This window comes from Enterococcus sp. DIV0802b (genome assembly GCF_050543535.1).
Taxonomy (GTDB): domain Bacteria; phylum Bacillota; class Bacilli; order Lactobacillales; family Enterococcaceae; genus Enterococcus_D; species Enterococcus_D entomosocium.
In genome coordinates this window covers 3,336,415-3,355,801 of the sequence record NZ_CP172941.1, presented here as the reverse complement: position 1 = coordinate 3,355,801, position 19,387 = coordinate 3,336,415, and the positions used below count along the sequence as shown (strand labels likewise).

The following is a 19,387-nucleotide window of genomic DNA, read 5'->3' as shown; positions in this document are numbered from 1 at the left end:
TCGTGTTATTTATAAGTATAACAAGGATTGCTTTTTCATGCGCTTTTATTCACAAGTAGATAATTAGGGAGGTAAGCAGTCTCTCAGTCGTATCATAGGCTGATTGTGCTTTTTAATATTTTCTAAAGACCTAGATAATGAGTAGTATCGTATTAACTTGCTAAGAATATTTTTATAAAATCCAAACCGATTGCAATCAAACGCAAGAGGAAAAATGCCATACAAAACCCCTCCAGCAATTCGTTGCTGGAGGGGTTCATTTAATTCGCAGCTGCCAATGCTGCTTGGTTTTGTTTGGCATGATAGGCTTCTACGTCTAAGATTGCTTGTTTGAACATTTCTCGCGTGATCTCATAAGGCACGTGGACGATGTCATTGGTGGTCATTGCTTTGTCTAAGATTGCCTCAAGATCGCTGGTGTCGTTAAGGCCCATATCCGCTAGGCAAACCGGCAGTTTGTTTTCCTTCATAAAGGCGTAGATGCGCTGGAAGAGGGCATCTTGCTGATCGAGCTGCAACAAGGCCAAAACGCCGTAACTAACGGATGCGCCGTGTAAATAGTCTTCCATTTTTTCCAAAACGGTCGTTCCGTAGTAAAAGGAATGGGCAAGGGCGGAGTTGTAATCATTGATGACTAAGACGGAAACTAAGCCGGTGGTCACGATGATATCCAAGACGACTTGCTCAATGGCATAAGACGGCTGATTGGCGGCACTGTCTTTCAAGGCTTGTGTGCCGTATTGCAATAATCGTTCCGTGCACATTTTGCCGATTTGGATGCCTAATCCATCGGTGTAGTCTAACTCATCGCCCCGCGCTGAAAACGTCGATTCGATCTCTTTGGAGAGGGCATCGCCGATTCCTGCCCATAAGTACTTATCGGGGGCCTGGGCGATGATCTCACTGTCGATAAAGGCATGGGTCGGTGGTTGCGAAGGGAAAAACAGCCCTTGCATCTCGCCGTTTTCTTTATAGATGACACAGACCGCGGTGACTGGTGAGCAGTTGGAGCCGATCGTTGGAAAGGTGAAGACTGGTTTGCCTGCTTTTTCTCCAACCACTTTGACGGTATCGCAAACGCGGCCGCCGCCAACGGCGAATAGAACATCGGCGGCTTGGACGCTTGGATTGGCTAACAGCTGATCGACGTTTTCATAGGTCGAGTTGCCGCCGTACCACAAGGTATCCGTCACTTTGACTTCTGACGTTAAACCGGCTTTGATCTTGTCTTCGGCTTTTTCAAGGGCGGTTTTTCCGCCGATGATCACGGCATTGGTGCCGTATGGTTTTACGATGTCATTTACTTTTTCGTAGGCGTCCGCCCCGATTGTGTAGTTTGGCAAAAAGATACTTTGACTCATACTGTTTTCCTTCTTTCTTGGCCACGAGATTGGCTAAAATTGGTCCGGTAATTTGATGGATCACCATGCCGACTGCGGCAGGGGTAACGGCTGCAGCAATGGCGGCAAAGTGGGCATTGGCTAACGAGATCGCTAGGCCGGTATTTTTCATTCCTAATTGAAACATGATGGATTTGGCTTGGGTGGCACTGACGCCCATCACACGGCTCAGACCATAGCCTGCACCGTAGCCGATCAAGTTATGGAGCAAGACTAAGAAAATCACGATCAAGCCAGATTGGACGATGACGGCACCGTTGCGAGCGACAGTGCCGGCAACGATCAATAAGATACTAACGGAAGAAATCAACACAAATGATTGTAGGAATCGCTCGATGTGCTTGGCAATGAGTTTGTGGACGATCACCCCTAAAATGATCGGCAAAAGCACCATCTGCAAGACAGACAAGAGCATTTCCCAGAAGGAGATCTCGGTATACTGACCAGCCAAGACGTAAACCAAAAAGGGTGTAACGACGGTCGCTAACAAGGTCGATACCGTGGTCATAGAAACGGTGAGGGCGACATCGCCTTTGCCGATAAAGGTCATGACATTGCTGGCGGTTCCACCAGAAACGCAACCTAGTAGGACAAACCCGATGATCAAACCGGAAGAAAGACCAAACAGCTGCGCTAAGCCGTAAGCCACCAAAGGACTGATGGTGAACTGGAAAAGCACTCCTAAGATGAATGCTTTAGGCTGTAAGACGACCATTTTAAAAGCAGCAACGTTTAAAGTCATCCCCATACAAAACATGATGATGCTCAGAAGAATCGTTGTACGAGGCGGAATCCATAAGAAGGGTTGCGGGAAAAAATAAGAGACGATCATCAATAAAATCATGATATAGATCAAATACTTGTTTACAAAAGCAGCGATCGTGTTGACGGTTTTCATAAGAAAAAATCATCCTTCCTTTTTCTGCATGACCAATCAAGTGTTCAAACAGAAGGGGTCTTTAGAATAAGTGCAGTGCATAACCGTGGGGAATCGGCAGCAGTTGTTCAACGAGCGTTTTCGGATCTATCTGACATCAATGTGTCAGCTTGCAAAAGGCCGCTTCCTTGAAAATGGGTATAAAAAAACACTCCATCTCAAGAAGCTGATCTTCTTTTTGGATGCAATGTGAATAGGGACTCTTTGAATGTATAAAATCAAACAGTCCCGACTATAATAATAAAATAATTCGTTTGCTAACATTGGTGCGGGTCATATACGCCACCGTCCTTTTCTTTATTTGGAATTTTCTAAATATTTAAATTATTTCTACCTAGTCTACAAAAGAGTCAAGGCTTTGTCAATCGTTTGAGAAAATTTTTTTCATTTTTTTGGGTGTTTTTTTAAAAACATGAGTTTCTATGGGGAAAAATAGCAAGAATTGGTTTGTGCTGTGCCTTTTTCTCCTTCGTTTAGAAACAGAATAGTTGTTGGATCTAAGTTTTTGTCCTACGATGATACTAGCAAGAGTTGGAAAAAGAATCGAGAGGAGTAAAGAAAATGAAAATTTTTGTCGTTGGTGCTACCGGACGGGTGGGCCAAAAATTGATCGCCTTTCTAGAAAAACAAGGACACATCGTTTATGCTGGTGCGCGCAGCAGTGAGAAAATCACAGAAACGGAGAATATCAAGCCCGTGTTCTTTGATTTACACACGGAACCGGAAGAGATGGCGGCCAAATTCGCAGATGCGGAAGCGGTATACTTCGTGGCGGGTTCCCGAGGCAAAGACTTGCTGCAATCTGATCTGTATGGTGCGGTCAAAGTGATGCAAGCCGCTGAATCAAAAGGAATCAAGCGCTACATCCACCTTAGCTCAGCCTATGCCTTAGAACCTGAACAGTGGCAAAGGGAAGGCATGGCGTCATTGATGGATTACACGATCGCCAAATTTTTCTCTGATCGCTGGCTGATCGACAATACCGCACTAGACTATACGATTTTGCAGCCGGGTGCGTTGAAAGAAACACCAGGATCTAGTTTGATCGAGATCAGTGAAACGACCTCTGGTGCGATCCCGATCGAGGATGTCGCCGTCTTGTTAGGTGAAATGCTGGAACGTCCAGCAACTTATCAAAAAGTCATCAAAGTCCAAGCAGGAGAAACACCGATCAGCGAGGCACTGGATCAGCTTTAAGGCGTGCCTTTGGGCTTGAAGAGAATGTACTGAAGGAACTGCACGGCAGCGAATCGTTGTCGTGCGGCTTTTTTTCGTAAAAACTTTGAGATGCCTCTTCATTGCTATGAAAGCGATGACTCTTGACTTTGGAAAAATAGTTTGTTACGCTTATTGCTAACTTTAGAGGGGGTGGTAAACGAATGTCAAGCGACTCGAGTGACGGTGAGCAGAAACACTATTTTGACTTGCCTTACTTTTTAATTGAATAGGAGACCAACAACAGCGCGTTATTTAGGAGCAGTTTCTAAATAAGGGGCTTATTTGTGTTATCCATCAATGAAAAAGAAAAGGAAGAAAAAAAATGAATAAAAAAGAGTTTCAGTTATCAGTGTCAGAAACAATCGAACAGTATCAGGTGCCCTCTATCGATCAAGGATTGACTGAGGCACAAGTAACCGAGCGGTTAGAAACCTACGGATTGAACCAATTAGCGATCAAAAAAACCGCCAAGTGGCGGTTGCTGCTGCGGCAATTCCATAACACGATCATCTACATTTTGATTTTCTCCGCCATCTTAACGCTGCTGATGGGGCATTTCTCTGATGCCGTGATCATTGGCATCGTCGTACTGGTCAATGCGTTGATCGGTTATTACCAAGAAGCCAATGCTTCCGATGCGTTAGAGCGGATCAAAGAGATGCTATCAGCAGAAGCCACGGCCTATCGGAATGGGATTCGGCAAGACATTCCAGCTGCCGAAGTCGTTCCGGGGGATGTTGTATTCTTAGAAGCCGGTGACAATGTGCCTGCGGATCTGCGGATCATCGAAGCCGACAACTTGCGTATCCAAGAATCCGCCTTGACTGGTGAAGCCGATTCGGTGGAAAAAATAACAGATGCCTTAGTGGATGAAGCAACCCCATTAGCAGAACAACGGAATTTGGCGTTTGCTTCGACTTCCGTGACGTCAGGAAGCGGGAAAGGAATCGTGATCGCTACCGGCGCCACGACTGAGATCGGGAAAATCTCCACAGAAGTCAATCAAACGGAAGAACGAAAAACGCCGTTGATGAAAGAAATCGATGGGCTGGGGAAAGGCATCACCTATGTGATCATGGGCGTGGCGGTCTTGCTGTTTATCGTCAGTTTGTTCCAGCAAACCTACGCGATCTCTGTCTTGTCCTTAGCCGTCGTCACCATGATCGTCGGCTCGATCCCAGAAGGATTGCCAGCAACGACATCGGTGGTTTTGGCGATGGGTGTCAGCGACATGGCAAAAAACAAGCACACCATTATCAAAACACTGCCGGCGGTTGAAACGCTAGGCTCAGTGGATGTGATCGCGACGGATAAGACCGGTACCCTGACCAAAAATGAAATGACGGTCAAAGACATCGTATTGGCTGAGCAGGAATATGAAGTGACGGGTGACGGCTATGCGCCGGTGGGCGTGATTCGTCCAAAGCAGGAGGACGTTCGCACGCAAGACATCTTGCAGTTGTTTTTGGAAGCTGGCTACGAAGCCAACGATACGGTATTGGTGCCAGAAGGAAATCACTGGACGATCAATGGGGAACCAACAGACGGCTCCTTTTTGACGCTGTATCATAAGCAATTTGCCTATCCGCAAGCACCCGCTTACCAAGAACTGGATATGCTACCCTTTGATTCGGACAACCGCTACATGGCGAAACTAGTGGCAAACCCTGCGGGGGAACGCTTGTTATTTGTTAAAGGCTCCCCAGATAAATTGTTTGAAATGGTGCAAAAACAAGCGGCACCTTTTAATGAAGCCTATTGGACAGGTCATGTTCGCCGCTTGTCGGCAGAAGGCAAACGAGTGATAGCGGTGGGCTATCAGAAAGTTTCGATTGATCACATTGATGAAACGATTTTTGAGCAAGGGCTGCAATTACTAGGGATCGCCGGGATCATCGATCCGCCGCGAGAAGAAGTGATTGCCTCCCTGAAGGAAATGAACCAAGCCGGTGTTCAAGTGAAAATGATCACTGGGGATCACCCTCTGACCGCCAAAGCGATTGGGGAAAAGCTTGGCTTAGCGGATGAGATTCACGTCGTGACAGGTGCCGAGTTGGATCAGATGAGTGAAGCTGAATTTCAAGATGCTGCCTTGACGAATCAAGTCTTTGCACGAACCACGCCGAAAAATAAATTGGACATTATCAGAGCGCTGCAAGCCAAAGGCAAAGTCACGGCGATGACAGGGGACGGGGTCAACGATGCCCCTGCGTTGAAGCGGGCGGATATCGGTGTAGCGATGGGGATCAGCGGCACGGATGTAGCCAAAGACTCTGCTGATATGATCTTGACCGATGACAATTTCGGTACCATGTCCTTAGCGATTCGCGAAGGACGCAGGATCTATGACAACATCAAAAAGAGCATTCTGTTTCTGTTGCCGACATCTTTTGCCGAAGGGCTGATCATTGCCTTTACGATCATGATGCAAAAAGAATTGCCGTTGCAGGCGACACAACTGCTGTGGATCAACATGGTTTCTGCTATTACGATCCAGTTTGCGTTTATCTTTGAACCAGCAGAGTCTGGGATCATGAACCGCAAACCGCGAAAGACAGGCAATAAATTGTTGAATCGCCACGATATTTGGCAGATGGCGTATGTATCGATTTTGATGGCAGTCATCAGTTTGATCGCCCATGACTGGCTCTTGCTGCAAGGCGTCAGCGAAGCCGTTGCCAGTACCATGATGGTCAATATCGTGGTCTTGAGTAAGATTTTCTATTTGTTCAACATCCGTACCAGTGCACCAGCGTTTTCTAAAGCTTCCTTCACCAATCCAAAAGCGTTCTTGATCATTGGTGTGATGCTGGTTCTGCAACTGTTATTGACCTATGTTCCATTTATGCAAAGCGCCTTTCATACGGAGGACATGTCCTTGATCGGCTGGGTCATCTCAGCAGCTTCTGGGATGGTCGTCTTACTCGTGACGGAGTTCGATAAATGGCTTCGTTCGAGAAAAAATATTTAACCTAGGTTTTCTCGTGTTTTTTTACAGGCAAAATCGCCTTGTTGCAGCTTAGAAAAATGGCGGAACGACAAGGGATTTCTGCTGTCGCTGCTTTGGGTTTGCCAAAAGAAAAAGCCAAGAGGAATTCTTCTCGGCTTGTAATCAGGCCTATTGACAAACAAAAATGGTCGGGCTAAAATGCACATGAATTGAATAGTATTCTTCGGGGCAGGGTGTAATTCCCGACCGACGGTGACAAGTACAATGCTTGAAGTCCGTGACCCGCATAGCTATGCGGTGGAGCCAGTGTGAATCTGGCACCGACAGTGAAAGTCTGGATGGGAGAAGAAAAACCACAAAATTTCAAGGGGCGCAGTGCGTCTAAAACTGATTTTTTGCCGGTCTTGTTTGTCTATGCCTCGTGAGATTCTCACGAGGCATTTTTTTATTGAAAGGAGGAAGGAAGATGCATAACGAATACATGCGTTTGGCGATCGCAGAAGCCAAAAAAGGGCGTTACCAAACCTTTACCAATCCGCTAGTGGGCGCTGTGATCGTCAAAGAGCAACGGGTCATTGCCAAAGGGGCTCACTTAGTCTATGGGCAGCCCCATGCGGAACGAAACGCCATCGAACAATGCCATTCCTCCGAAGACCTAATCAATTCGACTTTATACGTGACGTTAGAACCTTGCAACCATCAAGGAAAACAGCCGCCTTGCACCCAGCTGATCATCGACAGCGGCATCAAAAAAGTAGTTGTCGGCCAGTTAGACCCTAACCCGATCGTGGCTGGACAAGGCAAGCGCTTTTTAGAAAATCAGGGCATCGAAGTGTTGGTGGGTATCGAAGAAACAGAAGTGCGCCATTTGAATCCACACTATAATTTTTACCATCAGCATCAGCGACCTTACGTGGCATTGAAGCAAGCGATCACTTTAGATGGTCGGATCGCTCATGATGCGTTAACCCGCAGTGCGATCACTGGTTCAGGGGTTTGGCAAAACGTTCATCAAGAACGTGGGGACTACCAAGGGATCTTAGTGGGCAGTCAGACGGTGTTGACGGATGATCCCACCTTATTGACCACGATTGAAACCAGCTTTCCGCCGATTCGCATCGTAGTAGACCGTCGGGGACGAACGCTGTCGCAACCCCAACTGGCACTGTTTGCCGACGATTCGGCACCTGTGTGGATTTTTACGCAGCAGGCAGCTGTCAATGATTTGCCAGCGCATGTCTCAGTGATCCAACTGGAAGAATTGACGATCGCTGCATTGTTGAAGGAGCTTGCCACACGACAGGTCCAATCGCTTTACGTGGAGGGAGGCGCTGCGATCCATGATGCCTTTTTAGCCAGCGGACTGTGGCAAGAAAGCATTACCTATGTGGCGCCAAAGTTTCTTGGGGGCAATAGTCTCGCTAGTTTTGCCAGTGAACGTACCCCGAAACAGCTGCAGCAGCTAACAGAGGTGACGGTGACGGCAGTTGGGGAAGATGTTTGCATCCGAGGAAGGAGACAAGAGGAATGTTCACAGGATTGATTCAGGAAAAAGGCCGCATCAAAGAGATCCGCAAGCAAAGCCGCACGATCCAGCTAACCTGCAGTGCGTCGGAAGGCTTGCTGGCGGATTACCAGATCGGAGACAGCATGGCGATCAACGGGACGTGTTTGACGGCGATCGCCAAACAAGCGATGACGTTTACGGTGGATATCATGCCGGAAACCTTTCAACGAACGACCTTTAAACAACTCTCGGTGGGTGCCGAAGTCAATTTGGAGCGAGCGATGGCAGCGACGCAGCGTTTTGAAGGCCACTTTGTCGCAGGCCACATTGATGTAACGACCCGTTTGATCCAGAAAAAGCAGTTGGAAAATGCCTTGATCTTGACGTTTGCTTATCCTGTCAGTGTGCAAGGGGAAATCATTCCGCAAGGGTCGATTGCGATCAATGGCGTCAGTTTGACGGTTACCCAGACGACGGCACAGGCATTTTCCGTTAGCTTGATCCCCCATTCCAAAGACCAGACGACGCTGGGGCAGTTGAAACAAGGGGAGTGGGTCAATATCGAGACGGATATGATTGGGAAATATGTCAAATACCAACGAAAATGAAAGAAGGCAGACGATGCATAAAGTAGAACAAGCAGTGGAATGGTTAAAAAAAGGCGGCTTAGTGATTGTCGCCGATGATGAAAATCGGGAATCAGAAGGAGATTTGATTGGGATTGCTGAATACGCAACGCCAGAAGCCGTCAATTTTATGGCGACTTATGGCCGCGGCTTGATCTGTGCACCCATCTCACAAGCGATCGCTGAAAAGCTGGCATTGCCTGAGATGACCGCCAATAATACGGATGCCTTTGGTACCGCGTTTACCATCAGTGTCGATCACGTGATGACGAGTACGGGAATTTCTGCGAAAGACCGGGCAGTGACGATTGAAAAGTTGGCTGATCCTGCGTCACAGGCTGCGGATTTTTATCGCCCTGGACATATCTTCCCATTGACCGCTCAACCTGGCGGCGTGTTGGAACGCAGAGGACATACAGAAGCGGCTGTGGATTTAGCGAAGCTTGCTGGCAGCGTGGAAGCAGCCTACATTTGTGAGATTTTAAATGAAGATGGCACGATGGCTCGGGTCCCAGAATTGAAAAAATTAGCAGAAAAATGGCAGCTGCCGTTTTTGACCATTGATGAGTTGGCGGAATATCTACGAGGAACTGCACCTATCACGGTGGATCTGCCAACGGCTTATGGGGCGTTCCAATTGACCTTATTTGAAGATGAATTCGGCAATGAACACCTTTTACTAGCCAAAGGCGAGATTCAACATACTACCGAGCCGCTGTTACTACGGATCCATTCAGAGTGTTTAACAGGCGATGTCTTCGGCTCTCATCGCTGTGATTGTGGCGAACAGCTGCAAGAAGCGATGCGGCAGATCGAAGCAAAAGGCCGTGGTGCGATTTTGTATCTACGCCAAGAAGGCCGCGGTATTGGCTTGCGGAACAAGCTCCGTGCCTACCAGTTGCAGGAACAAGGATTGGATACGTATGAAGCAAATATTGCATTGGGTTTTGCAGCAGATGCTCGTCATTACACGTTTGCTGCCGATGTTTTACGTTCCTTAGAAGTGCAGGAGATTCAACTGATGACCAATAACCCTGACAAAGTGAAGGAATTAGAAAGCTTAGGGATCAAGGTAGCAGAACGGGTTCCGCTGGAGATGCCCGCGCATAAAGAAAACAGCAGCTACTTGAAAACGAAGAAAGAAAAGTTTCACCATTACCTATCTATTTAATCAACCAAAGGAGAATGAGCGATGACAGTATTTGAAGGAACGTTTCAGGGAGAGGCAGTCAAAGTAGGGATCGTGGTTTCACGATTCAACGAGTTTATCACTTCCAAGTTAGTGGAAGGCGCCAAAGACAATTTGGTGCGTCATGGAGTCAAAGCAGAAAACATCGATGTGTATTGGGTACCAGGTGCTTATGAGATTCCGTATATTACCAAAAAAATCGTTGTCCACAAACAATACGATGGGATCGTGACATTAGGTGCCTTGATTCGCGGAGCAACGACCCACTATGAATTGATCTCAAACGAAGTGGCGAAAGGCGTAGCCCAAATTGGTCTGAATGCCGACATTCCGATCATGTTTGGTGTATTGACGACTGAAACGATTGAACAAGCCGTTGAACGAGCGGGAACCAAAGCCGGCAATAAAGGCAGTGAAGCCGCTCAAGGTCTTTTGGAGATGATTTCGTTGAATCAGCAAATCCTTGGCAACGCATAGGTTTCACGTGCTAACAAAGGGAAGCTAGCAAGAAAAAGCCTGCCTAAGCATAGGCTTCAGACTGGAGACAGACTTCGTACGAAATGAAGTCCGTCTTTTTTCATCATTAAAAAAACTGGATTATTTTGCCGAAGAATTTGCTTCTTCACGGGTACCGTGTTTTCGATAGGTCAATGGAAAGGAAAATGCCCAATCAATCACGAACATTAGAATAACTCTTATTTAAGGAAATTTTCAGAAAATTATTTACATTTCACAAAAGGTTCCTTATAATGACTCTATTCATTGAGAGTGATTCTCATTTGCAAATAGATGTCAAAGTAGCACATGGCTTTGGCGCTTTTCATGAGAAGAACTGTTATAAGCGAAAAAACGCACAGATGCTTCTTTTATGATGGCGGCGAGGCAACACTCAGGTTGTTTTTGCTGTGAAATCAGAGGAGTTCGTGCTGAATAAAGGAGAATCACATGTCGGTAGGGTTGATTAAATCAAATCGTTGGATGGTGTCGACAATCATTTGCTGTGTTTTAGTTGTCGCCATTCTCTTATCTGCAGGAGTTGCTTTGGCAAACGGCCAAGCCAATATCACCCTTGGCGAAGTTTACCAAATTCTCTTCTATAAAATCAGCCATGGATTGGTTGGTGATCTTTCAGGCATTTCAGACGCAAACATCAATATCGTCTGGTTTGTTCGGGCACCGCGGGTCTTGCTTTCTATTTTTGTGGGGATGGGGTTAGCGATCAGCGGGGCAGTGATGCAGGCAGTGGTCCAAAATCCGCTGGCAGATCCATATATCCTAGGGATCTCTTCCGGCGCATCCTTAGGGGCGACCTTTGCCATCTTAGTCGGTTTTGGCGGCTCGGCGCTAGTCTTGCAGCTGGGCTTATCGTTTGGCGCCTTTGCAGGAGCGGGGATTGCGACTATTTTGGTGCTGCTGCTTGCCAGTATCGGTGGGAAAATGACTTCCACAAAACTTGTGCTGTCGGGGACGATCGTCAGTGCCTTATGTAGCTCTGTTTCAAACTTGATCATCTATCTGGCTAGCAATGCAGAAGGGATGAAGACCGTAGCGTTTTGGTCGATGGGCAGCCTAGCCTCGGCTTCTTGGAACAAATTGGGCTTTATCGTGGTTCTGGTTTCTTTGATCACGCTGTTCTTCCTGACGCAATACCGTGTTTTGAATACGCTTTTGCTGGGGGATGAAGTTGCTTCCACCTTAGGGGTCAAGCTGACCTTCTATCGGCGTTTTTACATGCTGCTAGCAGCACTATTAACTAGTATCATCGTTGCGAATTCTGGGATGATCGGCTTTGTCGGCTTGATCATTCCTCATATCGTACGTGGAGTCAGCGGCTCGGATCATCGCCTGTTAATGCCTTTGACCGCTTTGACAGGCGCGTTGTTTTTGATTTGGGCGGATGTGATCGCCCGCTCGACCCTGCAAGGAGTCGAACTGCCGATCGGGATCATTACAGCGCTGATTGGCGCACCGATCTTTATCTATATCATTGTCAAACGACAATACAACTTTGGGGGGTGACGAGATGAAATTGGCAGTTGAAAAGCTCAATCTGACGATCGGGGATCAGCAGATTCTAAAAGACATCTCCGTCCAAACCGCACAAGGGCAATTTGTCGGTTTGATTGGGTCTAATGGCAGTGGTAAGTCCACGTTGTTAAAAGCCATCTACAAAACGTTGAAACCTGACAGCGGCGAAATTTATTTGGGTGAGATGAATATTTTGAAAAGTTCCGAAAAAAAAGTCGCCCAGCAAGTCAGCGTCGTCAGTCAGTTCAATGAGTTGAGCTTTGATTTAACAGTAGAACAGATGGTGCTTTTAGGCCGCACGCCCCACAAGGGGTTGTTGGAACAAGACACCAAAGCCGATCATGAGCTGGTCACCGAAGCCTTAGCCAAAACAGGGTTAAGTGCCTACAGAAAACGCAGCTACCTCTCATTATCAGGAGGCGAAAAACAGCGGGTCGTCCTTGCTCGTGCCATCACCCAAGAACCGAAATTTATGATTCTCGATGAGCCGACCAATCATTTGGATATCCGTTACCAGCTGGAAATCTTAGAGACCGTCAAGCATCTGAAGATTGGCTTGTTGGCGGCGCTGCATAATTTGGAACAAGCAGCCAACTATTGCGACATCATCTATGCCTTAAAAGATGGTCGGGTCGTAGGGTATGGCGAACCAGAAACGCTGCTGACAGAGGAACTGATCGAAGAAATCTATGGCGTGAAATGCAGTATTTACCATCATCCGATCACAGGCGGATTAGGGTTTCATTATTATTTTGAAAAGGAGCAAACAGATGAATAAATGGGGAAAAATGATTGGGGTAGGATTGGCAGTTTTTACATTAAGCGCTTGCGGCAATACGAAGGATGAAGGAACTTCGGCTTCTTCCTCACAGGCAGAAAGTACGTATCCCTTAACCATCAGCAACTACACCAAAGCAGAAGGCGGCACGCAATGGACCGCCAAGGATCAAACCTTTAATGAGGCACCAAAAAAAGTCGTTGCCAACACACGACCAGCAGCGGAATTGCTGCTGCATCTCGGCCTCAAGGATCAGATTGCGGGTGTCGGTGCAACCTTTGGTGCCGCCGATGAGGAAGTTGCTGCTGATTATGCAGAACTCAACGACCTGGGCAGTGACTATATCAGTAAAGAAACGACGCTAAGTGTGGATCCAGATTTGATTTTTGGTCGCGGGGGACTTTTCGATAACCAAGATTGGGGCGTCGGCACCGTTGATTCCTTGAACGAGATGGGCATTCCGACTTATGTCCAAGAAACCTCTGTCACTGGAGCAACATTTGATTCCGTTTATCAAGACATTGAAAACCTTGGCAAGCTCTTCAATGTCCCCGAGGCAGCCGCTGCTTTTGAAAAAGAATTAAAGGATCGTCAGAGTGCCTTGGAAGAAAAAGTAGCAGACAAAGAAGAGCAAACCTTTGCCCATCTCTTTATGTCTGATCCTAGTGTTGTCAGTGTCTATGCCGCTCAAGATGAGTCTTTTTTCAATAGCAACTTTGATATGATCAAACTGAACAATGTGTTTCAAGACTATTCAGGGGAAGTCAGTGTCGAAACTTTGATCGAAACGGATCCCGATGTCTTGATCGTCGGCGACTGGTCAACGATCGAAGGCAGTGTTTCCGGTCAAGAAATCATTGAAGGCTTATACAAAAACGACAAACTCTCTAGCATGAAAGCCATCAAAAACAAACAAGTCTACAGCATGGACTACAATTATCTCTTTGGCTACGGCTACCAAGCCTTGACTGGTTTGGAAGAACTGGTAGAGCAAATGGCACAATAAACACCTTCTATTATATAAAAAGGAGAACCAACTTTTTATATAATAGAAGAAAATCAACGTTTCACTGGCCGATTGACCACAGAAACGTTGGTTTTTTGTATTTGGGAAAAGCAACCTTTGCCGCTGCCCGTTACGCAACAAGTAGCCCGTTAGCTGTTTTTTTCTGTCTCTTGGTTCATTTGATAGCGAGACAAAAGCTTTTCTTTGTGTTTTTGCATGATTGTTTCCAGAGAAATATCGTATTTATCGGCGAGAATAAATAAGTTATCCAGTACATCGCCCAATTCTTCCGTCAGATTTGCCAGTTTTTCTTCCGGCAAGCCTTCTTGTTCATCGGGACGGTCACGGCCAATCTCCAATGTCCGAATGGCACGGCTCACTTCCCCGACTTCTTCTGCTAAAAAATTCGCCCGAATAAACGGATCATATTGATACCAGTTGCGGGATTTGTAGAAGTCACTGATAAGTCGTTGATATTCCTCAATGTTCATAATTTTTTTTCCATCCTTTCCCAGAACCTTTATCAGAATCATGATATACTATTTCAAAATGATTGAGAAGGATGATGGAGAGTTTTATGAAAATTGCAGTCTATTGTGGTGCCAGTGTCGGTAATGAACCTAGTTTTGCAACAGCCGCCCAAGAATTGGGGCAGTGGATCGCTTCACGGCAAAATACGCTGGTCTATGGCGGCGGAAAAGCGGGCTTGATGGGCGTGCTGGCAGATGCTGTCTTAGAAAATGGCGGTCAGGTGATCGGGGTGATCCCAACCTTTTTAAAAGATCGGGAACTAGCACATCCTGGATTGACCGAACTCCATGTCGTCGAGACGATGTCAGAAAGAAAACGAAAAATGTTCGAATTGTCGCAGGCGTTTGTCGCACTGCCAGGTGGTCCCGGGACGCTGGAAGAAATCACGGAGATGATCTCGTGGTCAAGAATCGGTCAAAACCCGAATCCTTGTGCTTTTTATGATGTGAACAACTTTTACCGCGCAACGAGAGCCTTGTATGACAACATGGTGGAAAATGAGTTCTTGACGCAGGCCGATCGCGAAAAAATCGGCTTTGCGCAAACAACCCAGGAGCTGGAAGTCTTTATTCAAGCTTACGAACCACCAGTTATTCGGCAGTATTAAGCGTCTGTTGCAAAAGAGCAAGGCGAAGCACCGACGGGTGTCGTCTTGCTCTTTTGCTTCTTTGACTCATTCTTAGTATAATGGGGTTTGTTTTGCAAGTAGGGTCATAAAATAAGATCCTTGGACAAAGAAATGGAGCGTAAATCATGACAACAAATTTTTGGGCTGAATTGCCGAAGCCTTTTTTTATTCTAGCACCAATGGAAGATGTCACCGATGTCGTTTTTCGGCATGTCGTTCAAGCTGCCGGCGCACCAGATGTTTTCTTTACGGAATTTACCAACTCCGATAGTTACTGTCATCCAGAAGGACGCGACAGTGTGCGGGGACGTTTAGTCTTCACCGAAGATGAGCAACCGATGGTAGCCCACATTTGGGGAGACAAGCCAGAGTATTTCCGTGAAATGAGTATCGGATTAGCCGAGATGGGCTTTAAAGGGATTGACTTAAATATGGGCTGTCCAGTGCCAAATGTTGCCGGACGAGGCAAAGGCAGCGGCTTGATCTTGCGACCAGAAGTTGCTGCTGAGCTGATCCAAGCAGCCAAAGCTGGCGGCTTGCCGGTCAGCGTCAAGACGCGTTTGGGCTATACCGAACTAGGGGAAATGGAAGCCTGGTTGACCCATGTCCTGCAACAAGATATCGCTAACCTTTCGATCCATCTACGAACCCGCAAAGAAATGAGCAAGGTCGATGCCCATTGGGAATTGATTCCTGAAGTGGTGGCCTTGCGGGACCGAATCGCCCCACAAACGAAGCTGACGATCAACGGCGATATCCCTGATCGTACCAAAGGTTTAGAGCTAGCAGAAAAATATGGCGTAGACGGAATCATGATCGGTCGGGGTATTTTCAAGAATCCCTATGCCTTTGAAAAAGAACCGAAAGAGCATACCTCAGAAGAGCTATTAGGCTTGCTACAGCTGCAATTAGACTTGCAGGATCATTACGCCAAAATGGTGCCACGCTCGATCGCAGGATTGCATCGTTTCTTTAAAATCTATGTCAAAGGCTTCCCAGGAGCCAGTGATTTGCGAGCAAAATTGATGAATACCAAATCAACGGATGAAGTTCGGCAACTGCTGGCAGAGTTTGCGGAGAAAAAGAACCACGAGGAAAGTATTGAAGCGTAAGTTTCAATGCTTTTTTCGTTTTTGGTTGCTGCATCCGCTCTCAATGTCAATCCTTTCTTGACAATAGATAGGTACCTATGTAAAATGGAGAGCGGACTTTTAACTAGGTACCTATCTAAATAGTGAAGAGGCGAAAGGAGCTGAAGGTCGATGGTTTCCGAACAAGAAATCGTGGAACGATTGTTTGAAGTGTATAAATTAAATCGGCGGTATGCGGAACAAAAATATGGGCGTTTTATGCCAGGTCGGGGACAGTTCAATTGCCTACTGGTATTGGACGAAAAAGGGACGTTGACCCAAAAAGATCTCGCCGCGTATTTAGCGATTCGCTCGACATCCACTGGCGAACTACTAAAAAAACTGGCTGAAAAAGGGCTGATCCAAAAAGAAGTCGATCCGAAAGATAAACGCATCCATCTGATTTCGCTGACGGAAGCAGGCAAGGAAGAGGCACAGCGAATGAAAGAAAAACGTAGCAAGGCGCACCAAGAAATGCTGACCTATTTGACGGCAGAAGAAAAACAAGCCTTTGGTCAAGCCTTAGCAAAAATCGAACAGTTTTATCTTGAGAAGGAGGCGGACGTTGATTGAGTGAAACAGTCCAACGAACGGAACGTCAGCGGACGCTGATTTTTATTAATTTAATGATTACATGTATTGCCGTATCCATGTTGGCGACCGCCTTGACGACGGCTTTACCCGCCATCGTCACTGACCTGCAGATTTCCGTCACTACGGGACAATGGCTGACTAGCGGTTATTCCTTGGCGATGGCGATCGTTATGCCCTTGACGGCATATCTTATGAATCGTGTGCCAACCAAAAAGCTGTATCTCGCTGCCTTAGGAATTGCGTTGGTGGGCTTGCTGCTTTGTGCTGCAGCTCCCAATTTTCTAGTCATGATGCTTGCTCGTATTTTGCAGGCCGTAGGCAATGGAATCTTGACAGCAATGGCGCAAGTGATTCTCTTATCGATCTATCCGATCAATCGTATTGGTGTCGTGATGGGCTGGTATGGACTATCGATCACCGCGGCACCCGTGATCGCACCGACTCTTGCTGGGGTGATCGTGGACCGCTTGAACTGGCATGCGATTTTTTATATCGTTGCCGTGATTGTTTTGATTTCACTGATTTGGGCCATAAAGGTTTTTGATGATGTGTTGCCAGTAAGCAACAGCAAATTTGATCAGACCTCTTTTGTTTTGAGTGCCTTCGCCTTTGGTGGGATTACTTTAGGCTTTGGCAATATCGGCAGCTATGGCTTTTTCAGCTTACCCGTTTTAGGAACCTTAGGGCTCGGTTTGGTAGCAGGGATCTTCTTTGTCTTCCGTCAGTTAAGAGCGGAAACTCCATTTTTGGATCTGCGGGTCTTAAAAACAAAAGAGTATGCCATCAGTGTCTTTGGCAGTATCATGCTTTACTTGGTCTTGATGGGTTCGGCGATGCTGATGCCGCTATACGTGCAGTCGATTTTAGGCAAATCAGCGACGATCTCGGGATTAGTCGTTTTGCCAGGCTCTCTGGTCTCGGCTTTCTTAAGTCCCGTGGCTGGGCGAATCTATGACAAAGTCGGCATCCGTCTGTTGACGCTTTTTGGCGGCGGCTCACTGGTCTTGAGCAACATCGGCATGTATTTTATCCATATGCACACGGGTATTTGGGTAGCAGTGGTTTTGAACATGCTGCGCTGTGCCGCCACAGGCTGTTTGTTGATGCCCTTCGTGACGTGGGGAAATAAAAATATTCCGCCGCAACTGACGGCGCATGGAACAGCGTTATTGACTTCTTTGCGGACTGTGGCAGGCGCCATCGGGACAGCATTATTTGTCGGGATCATGAATAGTGTGGCGCAAAAAAGCACGACCTTAACAGGAACGAGTGCGTTGCTTCATGGGATGAATGTTTCTTTCTTATTGATGACGATCGCTTCTGGACTGCTGTTTGCAACGGGGCTATTCTTGATTCGTGATCAGAAACCAGAAGCCGTGTGGCTGGAAGGTGCGGAAGAACCGCTGGAATAAGCTCGTCATTTAGTACGGTTCATAAAGCAGAAGGTTTGTGAAGTTTTGGAATCAAGAAAAACGAAGGAAAACACACCCTCTTTAATGAAGATGAAAATATAGGTTGAGAGAAGGAAATCTGACGGATCCGCAAGAAGCGTTCTTTGCGGTCCGTCAGATTTTTTTAGCCGTCTTCTTTTAGGTAGCGCCATAATGTCGTTCGGCTGATCCCTAGTTGAATAGCGGTTTTGGTTTGATTGCCCTCGTTTTGCTCTAATACATTTAAAATGATTGTTTTTGTATAGTCAAACAATGTTGGATGTTGGAGGCTGCTTTTAGTCGTAAAATTGTCTTGTATATTAGTGAAATTTTGTATCAAACGTTCTTTATTTAGTAATTCTGCAACCTGGTGTTCAGAAATATAATGGGAGTTCGCATTTAAAACCAGTTCTTTGACACAGTATTGTAGCTGATCAAAATTTCCCGGCCAGTCATAGGCCATAAAGGCTGCTAACGCTCTAGGATCGAAGCCCATGATATCTTTGCTGCATTCAATATTCACCTTATTTAAAAGTAGTGTCGTGATAATACTTAATTCATTTTTTCGCTCACGAATCGCAGGAGCATAGAGTTTGGCACTGCCTAACTGGCTTGCCAAGCGAGTAAAGGTTGTTGAATCAGCTGTTTTGTTGTTGTCATAGGTAAAGAGCAGCCGGTTGTTTTTTAAGACATTCGTCGTTTTGATCAAAGAGACAAGCCGCTCAACTGAAGCGGGCTTAAGCTGCTCAGCATGATCGAAGAAAATGGTATTGTGGACATCGACAAAAGGGCCATTGGCTGCATTGACTAGAAACTTCCATAACTTGTCTGTAATCAAAGCACAGTTGATGGTGATTAGATAGTTAGTGTCTTTCGTCTGGGACAAGTAGATCTGATAGGCGATATTTTTCTTCGCTGTGCCGCTTTCTCCGAATACTAGGTAGGAAGAATAACTGGCTTCTTTTTTCTTGAGTTCCAGCTTGATTTCTTGAGGAATAAATTGTGAAAACAGCAGCTGCTTTGAAAAAACGGCTGCAACCTCAGCTTTTTTTTGATAGGTGATACCGTGTTTATTGGAAATCGGTGGTGTATTTTTCTCGTTTATAAAACAACAGTAATACTTCTGCTGATCAATAATATATGTTTTGACTGTAACTGAAACGAAAGAGTTCTTTACTTGAGAATAGTGCTGTAGCTCTTTTTTTTCGGATTTTGTCTGTAAAATTTTGATGATTTCTGACGCAAAAATCGGGTCAAGGGTGGAAAATTCGATGTTATAATCATCGTCGCAAAACAGGATATCTTGTTTCAGACAAAGCAACCCTTTTTCCAGAATCTCTTTTTTATGTTTGACTTGATTGACGTGATCGATGATCGTCAGGGCGTCTTCATAGGCACGTTTGATGCTCTCCAATCCTGACGTGATCAAAAGGGT

17 protein-coding genes and 1 riboswitch are annotated in these 19,387 nt (G+C 46.3%); of the genes, 13 read left to right on the top strand and 4 right to left on the bottom strand.

Going from position 1 to position 19,387, the window contains the following annotated elements; genetic code table 11:
• Positions 1-260: 260 nt before the first annotated feature.
• Together IGJ12_RS15735 and IGJ12_RS15730 are read right to left on the bottom strand one after the other, a co-directional pair.
• A complete protein-coding gene (locus IGJ12_RS15735) occupies positions 261-1,361 on the bottom strand; it encodes an iron-containing alcohol dehydrogenase family protein (protein WP_430619184.1) in 1,101 nt (366 codons plus the stop codon).
• Positions 1,297-2,298, bottom strand: coding sequence for a bile acid:sodium symporter family protein (locus tag IGJ12_RS15730; RefSeq protein WP_008380241.1), 1,002 nt, complete (start codon positions 2,296-2,298; stop codon positions 1,297-1,299). Before IGJ12_RS15730 ends, IGJ12_RS15735 begins: the two co-directional genes overlap by 65 nt.
• Before the next feature lie 600 nt (positions 2,299-2,898).
• On the opposite strand from IGJ12_RS15730, the gene IGJ12_RS15725 reads away from it, so the two are divergent.
• The 9 genes from IGJ12_RS15725 to IGJ12_RS15685 all read left to right on the top strand — a co-directional run bounded on the left by IGJ12_RS15725 (position 2,899) and on the right by IGJ12_RS15685 (position 13,639).
• On the top strand, positions 2,899-3,534 hold the full coding sequence (locus IGJ12_RS15725; RefSeq protein ID WP_008380239.1) for an NAD(P)H-binding protein: 636 nt from the start codon (positions 2,899-2,901) through the stop codon (positions 3,532-3,534).
• Positions 3,535-3,877: 343 nt separating this feature from the next.
• Positions 3,878-6,526 (top strand): HAD-IC family P-type ATPase, encoded by a 2,649-nt coding sequence (locus tag IGJ12_RS15720; RefSeq protein WP_430619183.1) that lies wholly within the window; start codon positions 3,878-3,880, stop codon positions 6,524-6,526.
• Positions 6,527-6,720: 194 nt separating this feature from the next.
• Positions 6,721-6,859: riboswitch (FMN riboswitch) on the top strand.
• Positions 6,860-6,971: 112 nt separating this feature from the next.
• Entirely contained in the window at positions 6,972-8,048 is a 1,077-nt protein-coding gene (gene ribD, locus IGJ12_RS15715) for a bifunctional diaminohydroxyphosphoribosylaminopyrimidine deaminase/5-amino-6-(5-phosphoribosylamino)uracil reductase RibD (RefSeq protein ID WP_430619182.1), read from the top strand.
• The gene (locus IGJ12_RS15710) at positions 8,033-8,620 is read left to right on the top strand and encodes a riboflavin synthase (protein ID WP_005233260.1); all 588 of its coding nucleotides are present in this window, start codon (positions 8,033-8,035) and stop codon (positions 8,618-8,620) included. Before ribD ends, IGJ12_RS15710 begins: the two co-directional genes overlap by 16 nt.
• Positions 8,598-9,809 (top strand): 3,4-dihydroxy-2-butanone-4-phosphate synthase, encoded by a 1,212-nt coding sequence (ribB, locus tag IGJ12_RS15705; protein WP_086332740.1) that lies wholly within the window; start codon positions 8,598-8,600, stop codon positions 9,807-9,809. The genes IGJ12_RS15710 and ribB overlap by 23 nt, the downstream gene beginning before the upstream one ends.
• Before the next feature lie 21 nt (positions 9,810-9,830).
• Positions 9,831-10,304, top strand: coding sequence for a 6,7-dimethyl-8-ribityllumazine synthase (gene ribH, locus IGJ12_RS15700; protein WP_430619181.1), 474 nt, complete (start codon positions 9,831-9,833; stop codon positions 10,302-10,304).
• A 468-nt stretch (positions 10,305-10,772) separates the two neighbouring features.
• Positions 10,773-11,846, top strand: coding sequence for a FecCD family ABC transporter permease (locus IGJ12_RS15695; RefSeq protein ID WP_005233272.1), 1,074 nt, complete (start codon positions 10,773-10,775; stop codon positions 11,844-11,846).
• Between the two features lie 4 nt (positions 11,847-11,850).
• Entirely contained in the window at positions 11,851-12,633 is a 783-nt protein-coding gene (locus IGJ12_RS15690) for an ABC transporter ATP-binding protein (RefSeq protein WP_086298790.1), read from the top strand.
• Entirely contained in the window at positions 12,626-13,639 is a 1,014-nt protein-coding gene (locus IGJ12_RS15685; RefSeq protein WP_430619180.1) for an ABC transporter substrate-binding protein, read from the top strand. The genes IGJ12_RS15690 and IGJ12_RS15685 overlap by 8 nt, the downstream gene beginning before the upstream one ends.
• A gap of 149 nt (positions 13,640-13,788) precedes the next feature.
• Here IGJ12_RS15685 and IGJ12_RS15680 read toward each other — a convergent pair whose 3' ends face one another.
• Positions 13,789-14,130 carry a MazG nucleotide pyrophosphohydrolase domain-containing protein gene (locus IGJ12_RS15680; protein WP_429975066.1) on the bottom strand — a complete coding sequence of 114 codons (342 nt, stop codon included), beginning with the start codon at positions 14,128-14,130 and terminating at the stop codon, positions 13,789-13,791.
• An 86-nt stretch (positions 14,131-14,216) separates the two neighbouring features.
• Between IGJ12_RS15680 and IGJ12_RS15675 the strand changes: the two genes are divergently transcribed.
• The 4 genes from IGJ12_RS15675 (at position 14,217) to IGJ12_RS15660 (ending at position 17,934) form a co-directional block, all read left to right on the top strand.
• A complete protein-coding gene (locus IGJ12_RS15675; protein ID WP_008380221.1) occupies positions 14,217-14,777 on the top strand; it encodes a TIGR00730 family Rossman fold protein in 561 nt (186 codons plus the stop codon).
• A 146-nt stretch (positions 14,778-14,923) separates the two neighbouring features.
• Positions 14,924-15,910, top strand: a complete 987-nt coding sequence (locus IGJ12_RS15670; protein ID WP_005230648.1) for a tRNA dihydrouridine synthase — start codon at positions 14,924-14,926, stop codon at positions 15,908-15,910.
• 150 nt (positions 15,911-16,060) lie between these two features.
• Complete coding sequence (locus IGJ12_RS15665) at positions 16,061-16,501, top strand: MarR family winged helix-turn-helix transcriptional regulator (RefSeq protein ID WP_086316644.1); 441 nt, start codon at positions 16,061-16,063, stop codon at positions 16,499-16,501.
• Complete coding sequence (locus tag IGJ12_RS15660) at positions 16,498-17,934, top strand: MDR family MFS transporter (RefSeq protein WP_236550388.1); 1,437 nt, start codon at positions 16,498-16,500, stop codon at positions 17,932-17,934. Before IGJ12_RS15665 ends, IGJ12_RS15660 begins: the two co-directional genes overlap by 4 nt.
• A 163-nt stretch (positions 17,935-18,097) precedes the next feature.
• On the opposite strand, the gene IGJ12_RS15655 is transcribed toward IGJ12_RS15660, so the two are convergent.
• The gene (locus IGJ12_RS15655) at positions 18,098-19,366 is read right to left on the bottom strand and encodes a helix-turn-helix domain-containing protein (RefSeq protein WP_430619179.1); all 1,269 of its coding nucleotides are present in this window, start codon (positions 19,364-19,366) and stop codon (positions 18,098-18,100) included.
• Positions 19,367-19,387 lie beyond the last annotated feature (21 nt).

Coding starts and splice junctions, on each gene's coding strand:
- ribD (WP_430619182.1), top strand. CDS start 6,972: ATGCATAACGAATACATGCGTTTGGCGATCGCAGAAGCCAAAAAAGGG.
- IGJ12_RS15695 (WP_005233272.1), top strand. CDS start 10,773: ATGTCGGTAGGGTTGATTAAATCAAATCGTTGGATGGTGTCGACAATC.
- IGJ12_RS15710 (WP_005233260.1), top strand. CDS start 8,033: ATGTTCACAGGATTGATTCAGGAAAAAGGCCGCATCAAAGAGATCCGC.
- IGJ12_RS15665 (WP_086316644.1), top strand. CDS start 16,061: ATGGTTTCCGAACAAGAAATCGTGGAACGATTGTTTGAAGTGTATAAA.
- IGJ12_RS15675 (WP_008380221.1), top strand. CDS start 14,217: ATGAAAATTGCAGTCTATTGTGGTGCCAGTGTCGGTAATGAACCTAGT.
- IGJ12_RS15685 (WP_430619180.1), top strand. CDS start 12,626: ATGAATAAATGGGGAAAAATGATTGGGGTAGGATTGGCAGTTTTTACA.
- IGJ12_RS15730 (WP_008380241.1), bottom strand. CDS start 2,298: ATGAAAACCGTCAACACGATCGCTGCTTTTGTAAACAAGTATTTGATC.
- IGJ12_RS15680 (WP_429975066.1), bottom strand. CDS start 14,130: ATGAACATTGAGGAATATCAACGACTTATCAGTGACTTCTACAAATCC.
- IGJ12_RS15690 (WP_086298790.1), top strand. CDS start 11,851: ATGAAATTGGCAGTTGAAAAGCTCAATCTGACGATCGGGGATCAGCAG.
- IGJ12_RS15725 (WP_008380239.1), top strand. CDS start 2,899: ATGAAAATTTTTGTCGTTGGTGCTACCGGACGGGTGGGCCAAAAATTG.
- ribH (WP_430619181.1), top strand. CDS start 9,831: ATGACAGTATTTGAAGGAACGTTTCAGGGAGAGGCAGTCAAAGTAGGG.
- ribB (WP_086332740.1), top strand. CDS start 8,598: ATGTCAAATACCAACGAAAATGAAAGAAGGCAGACGATGCATAAAGTA.
- IGJ12_RS15670 (WP_005230648.1), top strand. CDS start 14,924: ATGACAACAAATTTTTGGGCTGAATTGCCGAAGCCTTTTTTTATTCTA.
- IGJ12_RS15720 (WP_430619183.1), top strand. CDS start 3,878: ATGAATAAAAAAGAGTTTCAGTTATCAGTGTCAGAAACAATCGAACAG.
- IGJ12_RS15735 (WP_430619184.1), bottom strand. CDS start 1,361: ATGAGTCAAAGTATCTTTTTGCCAAACTACACAATCGGGGCGGACGCC.